The sequence below is a fragment of the Snodgrassella sp. M0351 genome (assembly GCF_016100575.1).
Classification (GTDB): domain Bacteria; phylum Pseudomonadota; class Gammaproteobacteria; order Burkholderiales; family Neisseriaceae; genus Snodgrassella; species Snodgrassella alvi.
Genome location: NZ_JACFSG010000001.1, coordinates 377379 through 397321, shown reverse-complemented (window position 1 = coordinate 397321; position 19943 = coordinate 377379). Strand labels below are relative to the sequence as shown.

Annotated in this window: 15 protein-coding genes; 12 read left to right on the top strand and 3 right to left on the bottom strand. The window is 41.3% G+C overall.

Features of this window, described 5'->3' with window-relative positions:
- Nucleotides 1-156: 156 nt before the first annotated feature.
- Genes H3V01_RS01690 through purE form a run of 4 tightly spaced genes read left to right on the top strand, consistent with a single transcriptional unit; the run spans nucleotide 157 to nucleotide 2248 of the window.
- Nucleotides 157-342: a DUF3460 family protein gene (locus H3V01_RS01690; RefSeq protein WP_084554069.1), complete on the top strand. Its 186-nt coding sequence runs from the start codon at nucleotides 157-159 to the stop codon at nucleotides 340-342.
- 17 nt (nucleotides 343-359) lie between these two features.
- Nucleotides 360-1028 (top strand): O-methyltransferase, encoded by a 669-nt coding sequence (locus tag H3V01_RS01685; RefSeq protein WP_198185812.1) that lies wholly within the window; start codon nucleotides 360-362, stop codon nucleotides 1026-1028.
- A gap of 27 nt (nucleotides 1029-1055) precedes the next feature.
- On the top strand, nucleotides 1056-1754 hold the full coding sequence (locus H3V01_RS01680) for a tetratricopeptide repeat protein (RefSeq protein ID WP_198185811.1): 699 nt from the start codon (nucleotides 1056-1058) through the stop codon (nucleotides 1752-1754).
- Nucleotides 1751-2248, top strand: a complete 498-nt coding sequence (gene purE, locus H3V01_RS01675) for a 5-(carboxyamino)imidazole ribonucleotide mutase (RefSeq protein WP_174831396.1) — start codon at nucleotides 1751-1753, stop codon at nucleotides 2246-2248. The genes H3V01_RS01680 and purE overlap by 4 nt, the downstream gene beginning before the upstream one ends.
- 545 nt (nucleotides 2249-2793) lie before the next feature.
- On the opposite strand, the gene H3V01_RS01670 is transcribed toward purE, so the two are convergent.
- The 3 genes from H3V01_RS01670 to gltX form a co-directional block, all read right to left on the bottom strand.
- Nucleotides 2794-4458 (bottom strand): AMP-binding protein, encoded by a 1665-nt coding sequence (locus tag H3V01_RS01670; protein WP_198185810.1) that lies wholly within the window; start codon nucleotides 4456-4458, stop codon nucleotides 2794-2796.
- A 154-nt stretch (nucleotides 4459-4612) separates the two neighbouring features.
- A complete protein-coding gene (gene mnmA / locus H3V01_RS01665) occupies nucleotides 4613-5719 on the bottom strand; it encodes a tRNA 2-thiouridine(34) synthase MnmA (protein WP_198185809.1) in 1107 nt (368 codons plus the stop codon).
- Nucleotides 5720-5977: 258 nt separating this feature from the next.
- Nucleotides 5978-7369 (bottom strand): glutamate--tRNA ligase, encoded by a 1392-nt coding sequence (gene gltX, locus H3V01_RS01660; protein WP_198186417.1) that lies wholly within the window; start codon nucleotides 7367-7369, stop codon nucleotides 5978-5980.
- A 112-nt stretch (nucleotides 7370-7481) separates the two neighbouring features.
- Here gltX and H3V01_RS01655 point away from each other — a divergent pair, with 112 nt between their 5' ends.
- The 8 genes from H3V01_RS01655 (at nucleotide 7482) to H3V01_RS01620 (ending at nucleotide 19702) form a co-directional block, all read left to right on the top strand.
- Nucleotides 7482-8483: an asparaginase gene (locus H3V01_RS01655; RefSeq protein WP_198185808.1), complete on the top strand. Its 1002-nt coding sequence runs from the start codon at nucleotides 7482-7484 to the stop codon at nucleotides 8481-8483.
- 517 nt (nucleotides 8484-9000) lie between these two features.
- Entirely contained in the window at nucleotides 9001-10215 is a 1215-nt protein-coding gene (locus tag H3V01_RS01650; RefSeq protein WP_198185807.1) for a sugar efflux transporter, read from the top strand.
- 1084 nt (nucleotides 10216-11299) lie between these two features.
- Nucleotides 11300-11740, top strand: a complete 441-nt coding sequence (locus tag H3V01_RS01645; protein WP_096765477.1) for a hypothetical protein — start codon at nucleotides 11300-11302, stop codon at nucleotides 11738-11740.
- Nucleotides 11741-12512: 772 nt separating this feature from the next.
- Entirely contained in the window at nucleotides 12513-13787 is a 1275-nt protein-coding gene (gabT, locus tag H3V01_RS01640) for a 4-aminobutyrate--2-oxoglutarate transaminase (protein WP_198185806.1), read from the top strand.
- An 81-nt stretch (nucleotides 13788-13868) separates the two neighbouring features.
- Nucleotides 13869-15326 carry an NAD-dependent succinate-semialdehyde dehydrogenase gene (locus tag H3V01_RS01635; RefSeq protein ID WP_198185805.1) on the top strand — a complete coding sequence of 486 codons (1458 nt, stop codon included), beginning with the start codon at nucleotides 13869-13871 and terminating at the stop codon, nucleotides 15324-15326.
- Between the two features lie 161 nt (nucleotides 15327-15487).
- On the top strand, nucleotides 15488-16873 hold the full coding sequence (locus H3V01_RS01630; RefSeq protein ID WP_025330330.1) for an amino acid permease: 1386 nt from the start codon (nucleotides 15488-15490) through the stop codon (nucleotides 16871-16873).
- 122 nt (nucleotides 16874-16995) lie between these two features.
- Nucleotides 16996-18246: a kynureninase gene (gene kynU, locus H3V01_RS01625; RefSeq protein WP_198185804.1), complete on the top strand. Its 1251-nt coding sequence runs from the start codon at nucleotides 16996-16998 to the stop codon at nucleotides 18244-18246.
- 82 nt (nucleotides 18247-18328) lie between these two features.
- Nucleotides 18329-19702: an amino acid permease gene (locus H3V01_RS01620; RefSeq protein ID WP_198185803.1), complete on the top strand. Its 1374-nt coding sequence runs from the start codon at nucleotides 18329-18331 to the stop codon at nucleotides 19700-19702.
- Nucleotides 19703-19943: the final 241 nt, after the last annotated feature.

Genomic DNA, 19943 nt, shown 5'->3' with positions numbered 1-19943 from the left:
CGACCGATAAAGTACTATAGTATAACCTATCTATCCGTATCTCATCATTCCTCACCGCACAGACAAGTGCAATCTGCCGGCATTTTCTTCACTACCACTGCCTACTTTGTATATAATACACCCGTTTCTGAACTCATCATGTAAGAAGAAACCGATATGTATAATTATCAGTCTGACACTACCCAGTTTCTGAATGAATTTCTGACTAAGCACCCGGAAGAAGCACAAGCACAAATCGAACATCGCGGCATGCTATGGGATGTACAGCTCAATCCGGAAGATGAAGCAAACTTTGCCGCCGCCAGATTGCCGAAAAAAGGCTATACCTATCTAACTGAATAATCTCTGTTTAACCCGTTATGAGCCAGAATGGTTGTCTGACTACCCCGGAGCTGAGGCAATATCTTGCCGGAATAAACCCTGCAGAAGCGCCACTACTGGCACAGCTGCGTGCTGAAACGGCCCAGCATCGCAAGGGTAATATGAGTATCGCACCGGAACAGGCTCAATTAATGGTATGGCTTGCACGGATGATTCAGGCTCGCAACTATCTGGAAATTGGTGTTTTTACCGGTTACAGTAGTACAGCTATGGCAATGGCACTGCCGGAAGACGGACATATCACTGCCTGTGATATTAACGTAACCTATACCGATATTGCCCGCCGCTACTGGCAAGAGGCTAATGTCAGCCATAAAATCCAGCTGTATCTGCAGCCGGCAATAATAACCCTCGATAAACTGATTACCAGTAATCGAAACAATTATTACGATATTGCTCTGATAGATGCGGATAAGATACCCACTCCTCAATATTTTGAGCGCTGCCTGCAACTGGTTCGTCCCGGCGGTATTATCGCCATTGATAATGTCTTATTGCACGGTCGTGTTGCACAGACAGCCAATGCTAATGAATCAGAAAGTGTTCATATTATGCGTCAGTTCAATGCCATCTTGATAAACGATACGCGGATAATTCCGTTAACTATACCACTTGGTGATGGTTTAACACTTATTCAGAAAAGATAATAACAAACAACCAGAGGAGAAAAATACATGAATTCACGTTTAAATCAATACCATTTCAGCCTAATTCTGATACTTACATTTTGTATCAGTGCTTGCAGTAACCTACCATCCTCCTCTGTTGTGGCTAGCACTTCTGCGGCGGAAGAAGTACACACAAATAGTAACCAATCCACTGAACAGATTGGCCAGATTCAGGCGCAGCTGAATGCTTTACAGATACAGATTAATGGTCTGCAAAACCAGATGAATGATATTCGTCAGCAACAAGATACATTATCGCGCTACCTGAATGTTCGCACTCCGGTCAGCCATACTACTCCAGCCAAAGCCTCTGCTAATAATGATAATACCAGCGAAGCACGCCGGCTATATAATGCCGGTCTTTATAGCCAAAGCATTCGTCTGCTGAAAAATGCTGATAGTGGTGGCAATGGCAGCGCCCAGGCACAAGAGCGCATGTGGCTGCTGCTGCAAAACCATTCTCGTTTGAATAATTGTGAATCGGTAATTAATATCGGCAAGCGCTTTAACAGCCTTTATCCGCAAAACAGTCAAAGTGCCAACGCCCTTTATCTGGTGGCACAATGTCAGACTCATTTACAGCAGCAGGATATTGCCCGCCTTACTTATCAGCACATTATCAGTAGTTATCCCAACAGTAATGCCGCTGTTAAAGCCAGGCATCAATTAAAAAACCTGTTACCAATCAAAAAAGGAACTCGATGAACACTCCGCAAATTGGCATTATTATGGGTAGCAATAGTGACTATCCGGTTATGCAACAGGCAGAGCAGTTTTTGCAACAATTCAGTATTCCTTATGAAATACAGGTTGTATCCGCACACCGTACTCCGGATTTAATGTTTGAATACGCTGAAACCGCCCGTTCCCGCGGCTTGAAAGCGATTATAGCCGGCGCCGGCGGGGCTGCTCATCTACCGGGCATGGTTGCTGCCAAAACCACCGTTCCTGTTCTGGGCGTACCTGTACCAAGTAAATATCTGCGCGGTGAAGATTCACTACTGTCTATTGTTCAAATGCCTAAAGGCGTACCAGTAGCCACTTTTGCTATTGGTGAAGCTGGTGCAGCCAATGCTGCTTTATTTGCCATTTCCATGCTAGCCAATGACAATCCGCAGCTGGCACAAAAACTGGCAGAATTTCGTGAAAGCCAGAAACAAAGTGTTCTGGATATGAATTTACCCAGCATTCCAGCCTGATTACTACTTAATTCAGACATATTTGCTGCATAAATATACTGAATAATATCATTATGCTATTGATATTAATTGTATTCAAATAAGAAAGAAAATTGACTATTATCCTCAGTAGCATTTTACATGATTAGAATTAGCTCTAGAAAGCAATATCAGTTTTTTAGTTATCAACTTAATCTAAAGAATTTCTGCTAAGTAACTGAAAGTAGAATACAGATTTAAAATTAAAAATAAAATTCCAGCTTTCTTATTATTGCCAACAACAAGTACTAAAAATATTCATTCTAAATTAAATATTCTATTTGAATTACAATCAAAATTGGACTGATTTACGATTCAGTTTAACAACAAATTAAGCTAAAAAATAAGTAAATTCATTTATTTATTCCAATCAGACCGAATTTAGATATTAAACAAATAAAACCTATAAATATGTTTATATCATTTATTGTACTTTGTACCCATAATAAATTATTACATTTTATTTACTGAATAAAAAACGGATACTGCTCCTATATTAGCAGTATCCGTTTTTTAATAACAAAATATTAATTTTCTGTTCGCAAATCCTTACGCAAAATTTTTCCTACAGCAGATTTGGGCAATTCTGAACAAAACTCTATATCTTTAGGCACCTTATAACCGGTCAGATTCTGGCGACAATAGGCAATAATTTGTTCACGAGTCAGATTCGGATCCCGTTTTACTACAAATAACTTGATTGCTTCGCCTGATTTTTCATTAGGTACACCGATACAAGCCACTTCCAGCACCTCTGGCATAGCGGCTACAACCTCTTCTACCTCATTCGGATATACATTAAAACCCGATACCAGAATCATATCTTTTTTGCGATCTACCAGTTTTACATAACCTTTAGCATCAATTTCAGCCATATCACCGGTAGCTACAAAACCACGGCTATCAAGAACTTTAGCTGTTTCTTCCGGTCGGTTCCAGTAGCCTTTCATTACCTGCGGCCCCTGAACCCATAACTCACCTACTTCACCAACCCCGAGAACCTTGCCGTTATCATCACGAATTTCAATATCTGTATTCGAAACCGGTAAACCGGCAGTACCCGTATATTCAGGATTATTCAGCGGATTAGCGCAAACGCCGGGGCTGGCCTCGGTTAGACCATAAGCATCAATAATGGGCACACCCGTAATGGCTTTCCATTCCTGCGCCACCATTTTCTGAGTTGCCATTCCTCCACCCAGCACAAGCTTCCAGGTTGAAAAATCAATCGTTTTAAATTCTTCATTATGAATCAGTGCATTAAATAGAGTATTAACGCCACTCATTACCGTTACCCGATTGTTTTTCAAAACTTTAACCAAAGCTTTGATATCACGCGGGTTAGTAATCAGAATATTTTTGGAACCGGCATTAGCAAAAATCATAATATTCACAGTAAGTGAAAAAATATGATATAGCGGCAATGGTGTTACTACTACTTCCTTTCCGGGCACCAGATTTGCCTTAATCCATTCTGATGCCTGCTGCATATTGGCCACAATATTACCGTGCGTCAGCATTGCGCCCTTGGACATACCGGTTGTCCCGCCGGTATATTGCAACAAAGCCAAATCTTCCAACTCAAGCGGTACCGGAGTAAAACGTTGTTTTTTCCCTAATTCCAGAGCATGAAGAAAAGTAACTGACCGCTCAATCTGAAAAGGCTTCACCATTTTTTTGACTTTGCGCAGCATGAAGTTCACTACAGCACCCTTCAGCCAGCCAAGCATATCACCCATACTGGCCACTATCACCTGCCTGATTGCAGTCTGCTCCAGTACCTGAGCCACAGTATGCGCAAAATTTTCCAGTACGATAATCGCAGTCGCACCGGAATCAATCAACTGATGAGCTAATTCCCTCGGCGTATACAGAGGATTGACGTTCACAACTACGCCGCCAGCCTGTAACACCCCGAATACCGCAATCGGATACTGCAATACATTAGGCATCATAATTGCTACCCGCTCACCTTTTTGCAGATTCAGTACATTCTGCAAATATGAGGTGAACTGATTTACAAAAGTAGCAGTTTGAGTATACGTGAGTGTAGTACCCATATTGGAAAAGCTTGGCTGCGGGCCGAATTTCTTCACACTGGTGTCAAGAACGTCAATAATTGACGAATATGCACGCACATCTACTTCTGCCCGCACCCCTTCCTGATAACTTTGTAACCAGATTTTTTCCATTATCTTTTTCCTCTGCAACAATGCGTCTAATTTAAAGTGAAGTAAGGAAATATCAGTCAAAACAGACTGCAAAGAAAACATCAAATCAGAACATCAGCATTGTCTGCAAGATGACTGACTGTAGCCAGCCAGTCTGTTGATATAAGTGATTAAATTAATTATTTTGAATACTATGACTGTCGGTATCTCTGATAATACCACCACCCAGACACACAGCGCTAGCATACAGTACAGCAGACTGACCGGGCGTCACTGCCCATTGTGGTTCATCAAATACCAGTTCCGCGCAATCATCAGCCAGATAACGCAATTGAGCCGCCGCATCAGGCATGCGATAACGTGTTTTCACGCCATAGCGCCCTTCTGCCGGACGCTCTGGTGTCGTAAAACTTAAATCATGCATAATCAGGCTGCGACTGAACAACAGTGGATGATCATGTCCCTGCACAACCAGAAGCTCATTATTCGGCAAATTTTTTCCGGCAACAAACCACGGCTCACCGTCGCCTCCGATACCCAAACCTTTGCGCTGCCCCAGTGTGTAATACATCAGTCCTTCATGCTCACCTACAATTTTACCTTCCGGTGTCACCATTGCACCCGGATTAGTAGGCAGATAACGCTGTAAAAATTGTCTGAAAGGTCGTTCACCAATAAAGCAGATACCCGTACTGTCTTTTTTTCCGGCTGTGGGTAGCTGAGCCTGCTCCGCCAATCGGCGTACTTCAGATTTTTCCAGGTCACCGAGCGGAAACAATGCACGTTGTAATTGGTATGGTTGCAGTCGATACAGAAAATAGCTTTGGTCTTTATTCCGATCCAGCCCCTTGAGCAGATAATGTACGCCATCGCGTACATCCTTACGTGCATAATGTCCTGTTGCAATCAGATCTGCACCACCGTTCAGGGCATGTTCCAGAAAACATTTGAATTTAATTTCTGCATTACACAATACATCAGGATTGGGTGTGCGACCAGCCTGATACTCCTGAAGAAAATATGCAAAGACATTATCTTTATACTGACCTGCAAAATTAACAATATCAATATCCATATCAATCAGATCAGCTACTGCTACTGCATCCAGTGAATCCTGCTTGATAGAACAATATTCGTCATCGTTATCGTCTTCCCAGTTTTGCATGAAGACACCGCGCACATCATAACCGCCCTGCTTGAGCAGCCAGGCTGTAACCGATGAATCCACTCCACCGGACATGCCAACAACAATACGTTGTGATAAATTTGCTTTTGTATTCATTTACATTCATCCAAAACCGGCGCAGATTGTGCCACAGGCAGAGCATAGCAGCAACCTGCCGGCATAATTAATTGTGTATCAAACTTACACAAAAAAGCCATAAATACACAATTTACATCCATAATCAGCTTTTTATTTACACACAAAAAATTTTTACTCAATATTATCAGCCTAAATAACACAGGCTGCCGGCACTGTAATATCTGTCTCAAGACAAATAATCACAAGACCGGCAGCCTGTGTAAATGCAAATCAAACTCAGTTCTGACGCAGACGGTGCAATACCTCATCGCGCCCTAATAAAGCCAGCACCTGATCAATCGACGGGGTTTTTCCAGTACCACATACAGCCAGACGTAAAGGCATACCCAATTTACCCATTTTAATATTTTCTGCTTCACAAAATGGTGCAAAAAGAGCGTGAATACTTTCCGCATCCCATTGTGATAACTGTTCAAGTCGGGCTGCAAAGCGCTGCATACGTGCCGGAGCATCAGCATCCCAGTGTTTAGCTACTTCCTTTTCTCCGGGAGTGGCTTTAGCATAAAAATATCTGCATTCTTCAGCTAGCTGATTTAAATCCTGAGCACGTTCTTTAACCAGTGCTATCACTTCAGCCAAATCCGGCTGCTCAGTCACTTCAATGCCCTGCTGTGCCAGACGCGGACGCACCAGCTCAGCCAGACGGGAATTATCACTGGCTTTAATATGCTGCGCATTCAGCCACAACAGCTTTTCATGATCAAAACGGCTGGCTGAAGGGCTGACATCTTTTAAATCAAACCATTCAACAAACTGTTCCATCGTGAAGAATTCATCATCACCATGTCCCCAGCCGAGTCGTGCCAGATAATTCAGTAAAGCTTCCGGTAAAATACCTTGCCGGTCATAATCAACTACACTAACTGCATCACGGCGCTTACTCATTTTTGCGCCTTTTTCATTCAGAATCATCGGCAAATGAGCATATTGAGGCAAAGATGCACCCATAGCCAAAAGAATATTAATCTGTTTAGGCGTATTGTTGACATGGTCATCACCTCGGATAACCTGCGTAATACCCATATCATAATCATCTACAACTACACAGAAATTATAAGTAGGCGTACCATCGGCACGTGCAATAATCAGATCATCCAGATCCTGATTGGCAATGGCAATATGACCTTTAACCAAATCATCCCATGCAGTTTCACCAGTTAGCGGCATTTTAAAACGTACAACCGGCTGAACACCTTCGGGTACAGGTGGCAGTGTTTTGCCTTCATCCGGCCGCCAGCGGCGGTCATACCAGAAGTGTTCACCACGTGCCTCAGCTTCCTGCCGCATTGCTTCCAGCTCTTCACGACTAGTATAGTCATAATAGGCATGACCGGAAGCCACTAACTCACGTAAAACTTCAGCATAACGGTCAAAGCGCTTTGTCTGGTAAAACGGACCCTCATCATAGTCCAGACCAACCCAGTGCATACCGTCCATAATCGCCTGCACTGATTCAGCCGTAGAACGTTCTAGATCCGTGTCTTCAATTCGTAATATAAACTTACCATGATGTTTACGTGCAAATGCCCAAGAGAACAAAGCAGTGCGCACACCACCAATATGCAAAAAACCGGTAGGACTGGGAGCAAAACGAGTACGAATCATGATTACCATTCTACAGACACAGAAAAAACCTTATTGTACGCGTAAGCCAGAGTAAACAAAACCCGTTCGTGATATGCTTGCACTAATACCAGTAACCGTATGAAAGGCAGCATATATGAACTCCCCGAAACATCTGGCTGTTTACTACACTGGCGGAACCATTGGTATGCAGCAAACACCGGCCGGACTGGCTCCGGCTGCCAATCTTGCCAGCCTGGCTGCGCCCATATTTCAGGAATACAGTCACCAGCTCAAATGCGACTGGTTTATTTGTGAACCACTGATTGATTCTTCAGCGATTACCCTGTCAAACTGGGAGACATGGATTAACTGGATAGACAGCAAAGCTGAAAATTATGATGGTCTGCTCATTCTGCATGGTACCGATACCATGGCCTACAGTGCCAATATAATTGCGCTAGCACGGCCGCAACTGAATATCCCCATTATTCTTACCGGAGCCATGCTACCCCTGGAAGCTGATAACAGTGATGCACCACAAAATCTGCGAACTGCATTAGCTGCATTCAGCCTGCCGGGTTTTTCCCAAACTGCCATTGCCTTTAACAGACAGCTCTGGCCGGCTGTCGGCAGCAGCAAAATCAGTACAGAACAGGCAGACGCATTTGCCAATCCCCAGTTTGGTTCACTCGCACAATGGTCTGAATCTGAAGGATGGTTTAATACTAATCTGCCTGTTGCCGGCAATTCAGACCTATCTGCACAATATGACATCAGTACATCAGCCAGAATTCACTGCTTTACTCTGACTCCGGGTGCTAATCTGGCAATGATTACCGCCAGTCTTACTCACAATCCGCCTGACGGAGTAATTTTACAAAGCTATGGCAATGGCAATACCCCTAATGATAGGAATTTTCTGGCTGCAATCAGACAGATTAGTGAGCAATCTATACCTATTCTGAATATCAGTCAGGTTTTACAGGGATGTGCCTCTGCTGTTTACGCACAAGGACATGAATTGCGTGCAGCCGGCGTCATCAACGGCGGTAAATGTAATCTGGAAACTGCTGTGGCTATCATGACTCTGGCTGTAAGCAATAACTGGAATAAAGAACAAATTGAAAATCTGCTGCATACACAGAAATTGATTTAAAAATTTACTTTTGCAGGATTACCCGGCTTACTCTATAACCGATTAATCCTGCACAATTTTTGTTAATAAACAGCTTCTGATAGCTTAGTCCGGTATCGTCGAACCAGAAAAAGCTATTAACAATTTTTGTATCCTCGATTACTTGAAACTTTCGTTGAAAAATTATTCAAATTCCTCAAAAAATTTCATTTTAAATTAATCGTATAAACTAAATTGTGATAATCAAATATTTTTTATACAAACGCTGGTCTCTGCCAACTATTTTTAGATAAAAGTTTACGGCTTTTATAATCATATTGCTAATTTTTATCAAACACGATTTCATATATACTGCATTTATATTTATTATTAATAAATTCAAATTAAATAAATATCCACAATTTGAAATTTAATTAATAAATTAACAATAACTTATGTACTTTATTAGAAAAAATATGATATTTTTATTAAGAGTTTTAAATACCTATAACCATGAATTATGATATAACTCTTTCTTTTCAGAATAGAAAAGTCAGTTATGGAAGAAAACCTTGCGATAAAACAAAAGGCTTATATTATTCTGGGTTCTTTTCTAGTTGCCGCATTTATTATTGGTATTGCCGGTGCATTGCAGGCACCGACACTCAGCCGTTATCTTGCCGAAGATGTGAAGGTTAATCCATATCAGGTAGGTTTGTTTTACTCAATCAATGCCGTTGCCGGCATTGTCGTCAGCTTTCTGCTGGCACAATATTCAGATAATAAAGGCGTTCGACGGAATATTATTCTATTTTGTTGTCTGATGGGCATAGGAAATTGCATTACATTTGCATTTTCGCGCCAATACTTTATCCTCGTTACCGTAGGCATATTTTTTTCAGCTTTTACCTCTGCAGCTATGCCGCAAATTTTTGCATCTGCACGTGAATATACAGATAAAACCGGCCGCAACGTTGTCGTTTTCAATGGCATTTTACGGGCGCAATTGTCACTGGCCTGGGTAATCGGTCCGCCATTATCATTTGCATTAGCCGTGAATTACGGATTTACCATTATGTATCTGAGTGCGGCAGCTATGTTTTTTGTAGCCATGCTGATCGTTTTTCTGTGCTTTCCTGTCATAAAACATCCGGCATCTGTTACTAAAAAACAAGAGCCAAAAGAAAAGATTTTCAATAATTCTAATGTCATTTTGCTGTTTATCGCTTCAATCAGTATGGGTACAGCCAATATGATGTATTTGATTGATATGCCTTTATATATTGATGATATTTTGTCCGGTTCACCTTCACTGCCCGGACATTTGATGGGCATAGCTGCTGCCATTGAAATTCCCGCTATGCTGATTGCCAGCATGCTGGTACCGCGCTTTGGTAATAAAAATCTGATTTGTTTTGCAGTCATTTGCGGCATCATATTTTATATCGGTATGGTTTCTACCCAAAACGAATGGATGCTGATTGGTTTACAATTCTTTAATGGTTTATTTATCGGCATAATAGCCAGTATCGGTCTGATTTATTTTCAGGATTTATTACCTAAACGTACGGGTGTTGCTTCTACATTGTTTAATAACTGTATTTCTAGCAGTATTATTCTTGCCGGTATGTTGCAGGGTGTTATTTCGGCCAACTTCGGACATCAGAGTATCTATACCATTTCTTTAGCCATGGTAATTTTATCTTTCATCTTGTGCCTGATTATTCAGCCACCGCCTTCAACAATTAAATCGCCCTCAAAGGTTAATCACTGATCGGCACCGTAATCACCGTTCTAATAAGGTTCTAAAACTGACTATAGGCTTATCTTAAAACATCTATTATCAATATAAATAAAGCACTGTAGTAATAAATAAATTCATACCGCCAAAATCCGCATTAACAAACAAATATTTTCCTAAACTATCCGGCATAATCATATTATCGTTTAACAGTTGTAAACGTTTAAATAGTCATATTTCAGGGAAAATAAAACGCAGTTGTATGATTCTAAATTATTCAAAACCCGGTGCTAAGTTGATGGTGAATGGTTAAATGCTGATGATAAAAAATCATACCCGTATCCAATCCTTCAATCGGTGAAAAACTGGCTGATAATCCTAAAATGGTTGCCACAGAAGCTGTATGTGCGGTAACTGCCGCCCGGATTACTTTAAAAACGAAGTTGGAAAAAACTTATTGCGTAATAAGCATTTTCAGTAAAAAAGTTTCTATAGAACTTGGGGAAAGCTCTATCTATTGTTTTCAATGATACAGATATTGATGCAGCGGTAACCAGCGCCGTAATTTTCAAATTCCACAATGACGGACCTAAGTCTGTACCAATCATATTTATGTGCAAAACGCTGTCAACGACCAGTGTGACTAAATTCTAACAAACTATCAACAATTTGACATTAGTAACGGTATGGATGCGGGTGTTACCCTAAGCCCTTTGATAGATACTCAGGCAGTAGCAAAATTACTGAATACACTCAAGATGCTGTCACTGAAGGCGCTAAATAGTTACAGGTTTGGTCGCAATGTGGGTGTTTGGGGAAAATCATATATTAACAAAAGTTATTATCAAAAGAATAATAGGAGCTTCTCTGAATTACTCAGACAATTTAAAAAGAAAAACAAATTCTTCGTCATTTAGTGATAAAATCCTAATTAAATTTAACGTATTGTTTTTTTTATTTACATTAATATACATAATATTGCAAATAGAACAGAGAGAGTTTACAATCTGCATGGTACAAAACCAATTGATAAACCCGTAATTTTTGCTTGGTTCTACTTTGATATTAAGCATATACATTTGTAAATAGCCGGATAATTTCAAAAAGAGGAAGATTAATGAAAAGAATCATCCTAACAGTAGTAGCATCTTGTGCCCTGTGTTTTGCGGGTTATCAATGGCATAAAAGCATACAAGAAAAAAGAATATTTGTTCAGGATATCAAATCCAGAACAGATCAATATGGTTTTCTGGATATATCAGATAATCTTCCCGAAAGTAAGGGAATTATCATTGTAGCTCCAGTCAATTGTCCGTCACAGCAGGCAAAGGTTGCTGATTATCTGGTCACAGAACTAAATAAACAGAATATTCCTGCGACCCGAACTAATAGTTACAATTTCAGACAGAAAAACATTATGTCAGAAAGAGAAATAAATCAGATGATTAAAAGATATCAATATGTCAGAACAATGGCTCCACCGCTGGTATTTGTAAATGGTAAAATAAAGTCTAATCCATCAATTGAAGCCATCAAAAAAGAGTGGGAGTTACAATAGTTGTTTCGTTAACCAAACTTACTTCAACATGTTCAATAAAAATTAAAATTAATCAAGTGTGCCAATGTCTGCATCTTGTATTTTCAGGATCAGCTTCCCAGTTGAACTGTTTAATTTCTAATTTGTTTAACAATTGCCTTTATACAGTACTATTCTGCCTAGTTTGTTACAGGAGGTAATTTCTGCCAACTTCGGTCATCACATTATTTATGTGATTGCACTTGCAATGGTGTCTGTTTCATTTATTTTTTGTCTGATTATTACTAAACCAGTTCATACCAAAATTGTTTCTTAACAACAGTATTGATTAGTTTTAACTGAATAACACTACACAACACCAATTTCTATCAGACTAAATCCAACCGGTTTAGCCTTTTTAATTAACACTGACATCTATACATCATTGAAATCAATAATCAAATAAGGCAGCACTTTATTTGCCTGCCTGCAGACGCTCAGCAATTAAGAATATACGCATAAATTAAGCAATTAATTCTTAAAATAATATTTATAATTAATATTAATTGCCAATAATACCAATTATAAAAACATTTAATTTCATTCTTATTGAATTTTTTTCAATATTCTACCTTAACAGAATATTTATCCAGATTGACAGTATAAATTTAATCCCGTAATTTAACCGAATAAACCAATCAATTATAAGACTGATAGATTCAGTCAGTTAATTATATTGTCAGAACATATATCATACCGTTGATATTAGTAAAAACCTGCTTAGGCCGGTCTGCACTTTTTTGGAGAAAATATTATGAGTCAAACAAGCAATGTTCGTCAGCGTCAACTGGCCGCAGCCCCTCGTGGCGTCGGTTTCATGTGCGATTTTTATATTGATCACGCTAAAAATGCTGAGTTCTGGACTCCTGAAGGTAAACGTTATATTGACTTTGCCGGAGGTATCGGCGTTCTGAATACTGGTCATCTGCATCCCAAAGTACAAAAAGCAGTAGCTGATCAACTGCAGAAATTTTCGCATACCTGTTTTAATACTGTTCCATATGAGCTGTATGCTAAGGTTGCCGAAAAAATTAATGCCAGAGCACCTATTGCCGGCGACAAACGCACAATGTTTGTTACCTCTGGTGCTGAAGCTGTTGAAAATGCCATTAAAATTGCCCGTGCCTATACCAAAAGACGTGGTGTAATCGCATTTAACGGTGCCTTTCATGGCCGTACCAATCTCACTATGGCTTTAACCGGCAAAATCGCACCCTATAAAGTAGATTTCGGGCCGTTCCCTGCTGATATCGTACATGCACCTTATCCGAATGCACTGCATGGCGTTAGCATTGAAGATGCATTGCACGGTCTTCATAATATTTTCAAATGCCATCTGGCGCCCAGCGATGTTGCTGCTATTATTATCGAAGTAGTTCAGGGTGAAGGCGGCTTTAATGTTACACCAAATGAATTTCTGCGTGCCTTACGCCAGCTGGCGGATGAACACGGAATCGTGCTGATTTTTGATGAAATTCAGTCCGGCTTTGCCCGTAGCGGAAAAATGTTTGCTACCGAACTGACCGGCGTACAGCCAGATTTAATGACCATTGCCAAATCTTTGGCCGGCGGTTTTCCGCTTTCCGGTGTAGTAGGCAAAGAAGCCATAATGAATGCTCCTGTAGTAGGCGGCCTGGGCGGCACTTACGCCGGTAATCCGCTGGGACTGGCTGCTGCTGATGCAGTTATTGATGTTATCGAAGAAGAAAAACTGTGTGAGCGCGCCAATATTCTGGGGAACAGATTAAAAGAACGCTTTAACAATTTAAAAGAAGTTATTCCGTCTATTACAGAAGTACGCGGACCGGGCTCTATGGTCGCCATTGAATTAGTTAAACCCGGCACCTCAGAACCAGATGCTGAACGTACCAAAAAAGTACAGCAACTGGCGCTGGAAAACGGTCTGATGATTCTGACCTGCGGACAGTATTACAATGTAATTCGTTGTCTCTATCCGCTTACTATTGAAGATCATGTATTTGATGAAGCATTGAATATACTTGAAACTGCCCTGCGTCAGGCTCAATAATATTCATTGTCTGCAGGCTGCTCCGGTAGAATATTTTACCGGCAGCCTGTCATGTCTGTTTCAGTTTTTTAGGAAAAAACTATGCAATTGCATGATTCTGCATTATTAAAAACCCAGTGTTATATAAATGGACAATGGCTGAACGCCGATAATGGCGCAGTTATTTCAGTTATCAATCCGGCTACCGGAAACAATCTGGCAGACGTGCCCCGCATGGGTACAGCAGAAGCTGAACGTGCTGTAGCAGCAGCACATGCAGCATTGAAACCATGGCAAGCCAAATCAGCCAAAGAGCGCAGTAATCTTCTGCGCCGCTGGTTTGAACTAATGATGCAGCATCAGGAAGATCTGGGCATTATCCTGACTTCAGAACAGGGAAAGCCGCTGGCTGAGGCTAAAGGTGAAATTGCCTATGGTGCATCTTATCTGGAATGGTATTCAGAAGAAGCCAAACGTATTTATGGTGATACCATACCCGCACCGTCAAATGACAAACGGATTATGGTACTTAAGCAGCCAATCGGTGTATGTGCAGCCATTACGCCGTGGAATTTTCCGAATGCGATGATTACCCGCAAGATTGCTCCGGCTCTGGCTGCCGGCTGTACTTTTGTTATTCGCCCGGCTTCACAAACACCATTATCTGCACTAGCCATTGCTGAGCTGGCACAGCGTGCCGGCATCCCGCCCGGAGTAGTCAATGTCATTACCGGCAGCTCCAGTGATATCGGTAAAGTATTAACTGAAGACGATCGGGTAAAAAAATTCAGTTTTACCGGTTCTACAGAAGTAGGTCGTAAACTGATTGCTCAGTGCGCCGGTACTGTAAAAAAAGTATCTATGGAACTGGGTGGTAATGCACCATTTATCGTCTTCAATGACGCTGATATCGACGCAGCCGTAGAAGGTGCGATGATTTCCAAATTCCGCAATGCCGGCCAGACCTGCGTATGTGCCAACCGGTTATACGTACAAAGTGCTGTATATGATGAATTCGTGGATAAACTGGCTCAGGCCATTGCCAAACTGAAAATAGGCAACGGACTGGATCAGGGTGTAACTGTCGGACCATTAATCGATGCAGGTGCGGTTAACAAAGTTCAGGAACATATTACTGATGCTATTGGCAAAGGTGCGGAAATCGTTACCGGCGGAACCGCAGATAATCACGGTGAATTATTCTTCCAGCCTACATTACTGAAAAATGTTACTCAGGACATGAAAGTTGCTCGTGAGGAAACTTTCGGTCCGCTGGCGCCGGTATTTCGTTTTGAAAGCGAAGAAGAAGTTGTCAGCTGGGCTAATGACACTGAATTCGGCCTGGCCAGTTATTTCTACAGCCGTGATATCGGCAGAATAGTACGTGTCAGCGAAAATCTGGATTATGGCATGGTAGCCATCAATACAGGACTGCTGTCAAATGAAGCAGCACCTTTTGGCGGCGTCAAGCAATCCGGTCTTGGTCGGGAAGGTTCTAAATACGGTATAGAAGATTACGTTGAAATTAAATATGTACTTCTTGCCGGCATTGACCAGTAATTCCTGAATCCGCGGCAGCCATAATCTGCTTTGCTGCCGCTTTCTTCATAATTATAAAAATCCTGAATGCACTGCATAAATCAGGTTGGGGCATTGTTGACTGAATTCAGCCAGCTAAAGGTGTTTCAGTCTGATATTACTCTTTCCAAAGGAGAATTAATTTGAGCACATCATCCACACTGAAAAACGGACTTAAATCACGCCATCTGACTATGATTTCTATTGCTGGCGTGATCGGAGGGGCTTTATTTATTGGCTCCGGCTCTGTAATTTACCATACGGGACCCGCAGCCATTCTTGCCTATGGTGCCGGCGGTCTTTTGGTCATGCTGATTATGCGCATGTTAGGAGAAATGGCTGTAGCTCATCCGGATAGCGGTTCTTTTTCCACATATGCCGATACTGCTATCGGCCGCTGGGCAGGTTTCAGCATTGGCTGGTTATACTGGTTTTTCTGGGCATTGCTCATGGGCTGGGAAGCCTATGTAGCCGGTAAAATTCTTAATAACTGGTTTCCTGTATTTCCCATCTGGAGCTATATGCTGGCAGTAACCGTAGCTCTGGTTGTTATCAATCTGATGGATGTTAAAAATTACGGGGAATTTGAATTCTGGTTTGCTTTAATCAAAGTAGTCGCCATTGTATTGTTTCTGATTGTAGGCAGTCTGGCTATTATCTATTTATGGCCGTGGGGTCAGGCAGATGCAAAAGGCTGGACACACTTAACTGATCAGGGATTCATGCCTAAAGGATCATCATCTGTGGTAACAGCATTGCTGGGTGTTATGTTTGCCTATATTGGTGCTGAGATCGTTACTGTTGCTGCTGCAGAATCCAACCATCCGGCTACAGAAATTCGTAAAGCCACAAAATCTGTTGTCTGGCGCATCATCCTGTTTTATGTAGGTTCGATTTTTATTACCGTTTGTCTGATTCCGTATAACGACCCGCGGCTGAATGATGCCACATGGGGAACATACAGTGTAGTATTAACCTCTCTGGGAATTCCTCAGGCACGTCATATCGTCAACTTTGTTGTCCTTACTTCGGTTTTAAGCTGTTTTAATTCAGCTCTGTATACCTGTTCGCGCATGTTATATTCATTGGCAAAACGCGGCGATGCTCATCGGATCATGTCCTATACCTCGAAAAATGGCAGTCCGCAAATTGGCGTGCTTATTTCCTGTATCTTTACCCTGTTTGCAGTGTATCTCACCGCTACCTCCAAAATGGATGTTTACGATGTACTGATGACTGCTACCGGTACGATTGCCCTGTATGTTTATCTCGCTATCAGCTGCTCACAATTATTTCTGCGTAAAAAACTGGAAAAACAAGGGCAGACACTGACATTTAAAATGTGGTGCTTTCCATGGCTGACTTATCTGGTTATCGGGCTGATTATTGCTTCGATTATTATTATGATTATCGAAGGAACCTATAAATATGAAGTAATATATACCAGCATACTGGCGGCTATCATCCTGATAATGGGTATAGTGGCACAAATATTTAAAATCGGCAGCCAGCAGAATAAAACAGAATAATATTTATCTATCTTGACACAGATTGATTAAGATAAATATTCGGATAAATTAATTTAAATTTTATTCGCCATAACTGGCAACAATTCAGTACACTATTCATTTTGAAATTCAACCGGCACAAAATGATTACACTAGAACAATGTCAGCAATGGGATGCCGCCGATATTCTGGCTCCCCTAAAAAATCAGTTTGAATTACCACAAGGGGTTATATATCTGGATGGTAACTCTTTGGGTGCGAAACCCAGAAAAGCTGCAGAAAATGCTCAGGCAGTGATTAATCAGCAATGGGGTACCGATCTGATTAATAGCTGGAATAAAGCCGGCTGGTGGGATTTACCGGTACGATTAGGCAATAAAGTCGGTCAGCTGATTGGTGCTCAGGAAAATGAAACCGTTGTTACCGATACAACCAGCCTGAATCTGTTTAAAGTATTGGCCACAGCCATCCATATTCAGCAGAATAATGACAATAATCGTAAAATCATTATCGCTGAGCGTGATTCTTTCCCTACCGATATTTATATGATTGAAGGTTTCATGGCTCTGATTAATCAGGGTTATCAGCTTCATCTAATAGATACACCGGCAGATCTGCCCGTCCGTATTAATGAAAACACTGCTGTTGTAGTGTTATCTCATGTTAACTATCGTACCGGTTACCTGCACGACATGGAAGAAATTAATGCACTGGTACATTCGCATGGTGCATTACTTATCTGGGATTTGTGTCATTCAATCGGTGCTGTACCTATTGATCTAAATGCCAGTAACAGTGATTTTGCTATTGGTTGTACTTACAAATATTTGAACGGCGGTCCCGGCGCACCTGCTATGCTGTGGGTAAATGAGCGTTATCAGACTGCATTCAGCCAGCCATTATCCGGCTGGTGGGGTCATGCGCGGCCGTTTGATATGGCTGAAAGCTATACACCTGCAGATAATATCCGTCGCTATTTATGCGGTACACAGCCAATTGTATCTATGAGTTTAATAGAAAGCGGCGTAGATATCTTTTTACAAACAGATATGCAGTCACTGCGGCACAAATCTCTGCAACTTACTGATTTACTGATTGCTCTTACTGAGCAGGAATGTGCCGGACATAACTTAACACTGATTACACCGCGTGAACATGCTCACCGTGGCAGCCATGTCAGCCTGCGTCACCCTCATGGTTATGCCATAGTTCAGGCTCTGATTGCCCGCGGTGTAATCGGAGATTATCGCGAACCGGAAGTGATTCGCCTGGGAGTTACACCTTTGTATCTGAGCTATACCGATATCTGGCATGCTGTTCAGCATCTGAAACAGGTATTAATTAATGAGGAGTGGGCACAGCCACAGTTTCACACGCGCGGACAGGTAACCTGATTTGCATTTCTTTAATCCACACAGGTACAGGCCGGGCATGAATATTCTGCTCGGCTTATGCTTCTCATCTTAAGGAAAAACGATGGGTAATTTCGAGCGTATTCAGTCTCGGGAAACAGGATTACACAAAAAGCTATCCGCCAGTCAGATGAGCATGATTGCCATTGGCGGAGCAATAGGAACCGGCTTATTTCTAGGCAGCAAATTTGCCATTGGCTTTGCCGGCCCTGCTGTTATCATCAGTTATGCACTGGGCGGCATGATTGCACTGGCTTTAATGGGATGTCTGGCAGAAATGACTGTGCAGCACCCTACTTCGGGTTCTTTTGGTGCTTATGCAGAATTTTATCTGCATCCTCTGGCTGGTTTTCTGGTGCGTTACAGTTACTGGGCCTGTATTGTTCTGGCTGTGGGTACAGAAGTCACTGCCATTGCTGAATACATGAAATTCTGGTTTCCACAGATTGATTCATGGATATGGATTGCACTGTTTTCATGCTGCCTGATCGGCGTTAATGCCTATAGTGTCAAAGCTTTCGGTTCAGTTGAATACTGGTTTTCCACCATTAAAATTTTTGCCATTATCGTATTTATTGTACTGGCCATCAGTGTATTACTAACGCAAAGCAGTATCAGCAGAATTGAACAAAACATGTTTAGCGGCGGTTTTGCTCCGCATGGATTTTCCGGTATCTGGACCGGTGTGATTATTTCCATTTTCAGCTATCTGGGTATTGAAATGATCGCTATAGCTGCAGGTGAAACCACCAATCCTGAACAGGCAGTTAAAACCGCGTTTAAAGGAACTTTTGCAAGGCTATTGATATTTTATCTGCTTGCACTCAGTCTGATTGTCATGCTGGTACCGTGGCAGGAATTAATTAAAGAAGGAAGCACCAGCCCGTTTGTCAGCGTAATGAAAAATGTAGGTATACCATTTGCCGACAGTATTCTGAACTTTATTGTCATTGTTGCTGCACTTTCAGCCATGAACAGTATGCTCTATATTGCCACTCGTATGATGTTCAGCCTGTCTCGTGCTAACGAAGCACCACAAATATTCGGTAAAGTAAAAAGTAATGGCGTACCACTGAATGCACTGGCTTTATCCTCTGCCGGTATCGCTGTCGCCGCACTGGTTTATATTTTAAATCCGGAAACGGCTTTTCCGGTTATGATAGCTTTGTCTATGTTTGGTGCATTATTCAGCTGGGGGGCTGTATTTCTGACACATCTGTGTTTTCGCATCCGAATGCAGCGGATGCAGCTAAAACTGAAATTTCGTGTACCCGGTTTTCCATTTGTCACTATAGCCGGTTTATTGGCCATAATCAGCATCATGATTACCACATGGTTTACCCCGATATTCCATGCTACTTTATTATTTGGCGTGCCTTTTCTGGCATTTTTAATTCTGGCATATTTTATTCAAATATACCATAAAAAGTACAAATAAATAAATAAATAAATACTAAGTGTATATACCCTCACAGCATCAATGCCAGCGGGCATTGATGCTGTTATTAAATTAATAGAATGCCATTTGTAATATCAGACTGGAAAAATCCGAGCCAGATAAAAATTTATATATTAAAAAATATATTTTCATATTGATAATAAAATGACTATTTACTGAGATTCAGTAAATAGTCATTTTAGAAATTAGAAATTGTTTAGATTATTAAATTATTTAATAT

Bases quoted from the DNA above. Each gene is read 5' to 3' on its own strand.
- H3V01_RS01655 (WP_198185808.1), top strand. From the start codon at position 7,482: ATGAACTCCCCGAAACATCTGGCTGTTTACTACACTGGCGGAACCATT.
- H3V01_RS01690 (WP_084554069.1), top strand. From the start codon at position 157: ATGTATAATTATCAGTCTGACACTACCCAGTTTCTGAATGAATTTCTG.
- gabT (WP_198185806.1), top strand. From the start codon at position 12,513: ATGAGTCAAACAAGCAATGTTCGTCAGCGTCAACTGGCCGCAGCCCCT.
- H3V01_RS01670 (WP_198185810.1), bottom strand. From the start codon at position 4,458: ATGGAAAAAATCTGGTTACAAAGTTATCAGGAAGGGGTGCGGGCAGAA.
- H3V01_RS01635 (WP_198185805.1), top strand. From the start codon at position 13,869: ATGCAATTGCATGATTCTGCATTATTAAAAACCCAGTGTTATATAAAT.
- kynU (WP_198185804.1), top strand. From the start codon at position 16,996: ATGATTACACTAGAACAATGTCAGCAATGGGATGCCGCCGATATTCTG.
- mnmA (WP_198185809.1), bottom strand. From the start codon at position 5,719: ATGAATACAAAAGCAAATTTATCACAACGTATTGTTGTTGGCATGTCC.
- H3V01_RS01620 (WP_198185803.1), top strand. From the start codon at position 18,329: ATGGGTAATTTCGAGCGTATTCAGTCTCGGGAAACAGGATTACACAAA.
- purE (WP_174831396.1), top strand. From the start codon at position 1,751: ATGAACACTCCGCAAATTGGCATTATTATGGGTAGCAATAGTGACTAT.
- H3V01_RS01680 (WP_198185811.1), top strand. From the start codon at position 1,056: ATGAATTCACGTTTAAATCAATACCATTTCAGCCTAATTCTGATACTT.
- H3V01_RS01650 (WP_198185807.1), top strand. From the start codon at position 9,001: ATGGAAGAAAACCTTGCGATAAAACAAAAGGCTTATATTATTCTGGGT.
- H3V01_RS01645 (WP_096765477.1), top strand. From the start codon at position 11,300: ATGAAAAGAATCATCCTAACAGTAGTAGCATCTTGTGCCCTGTGTTTT.
- H3V01_RS01685 (WP_198185812.1), top strand. From the start codon at position 360: ATGAGCCAGAATGGTTGTCTGACTACCCCGGAGCTGAGGCAATATCTT.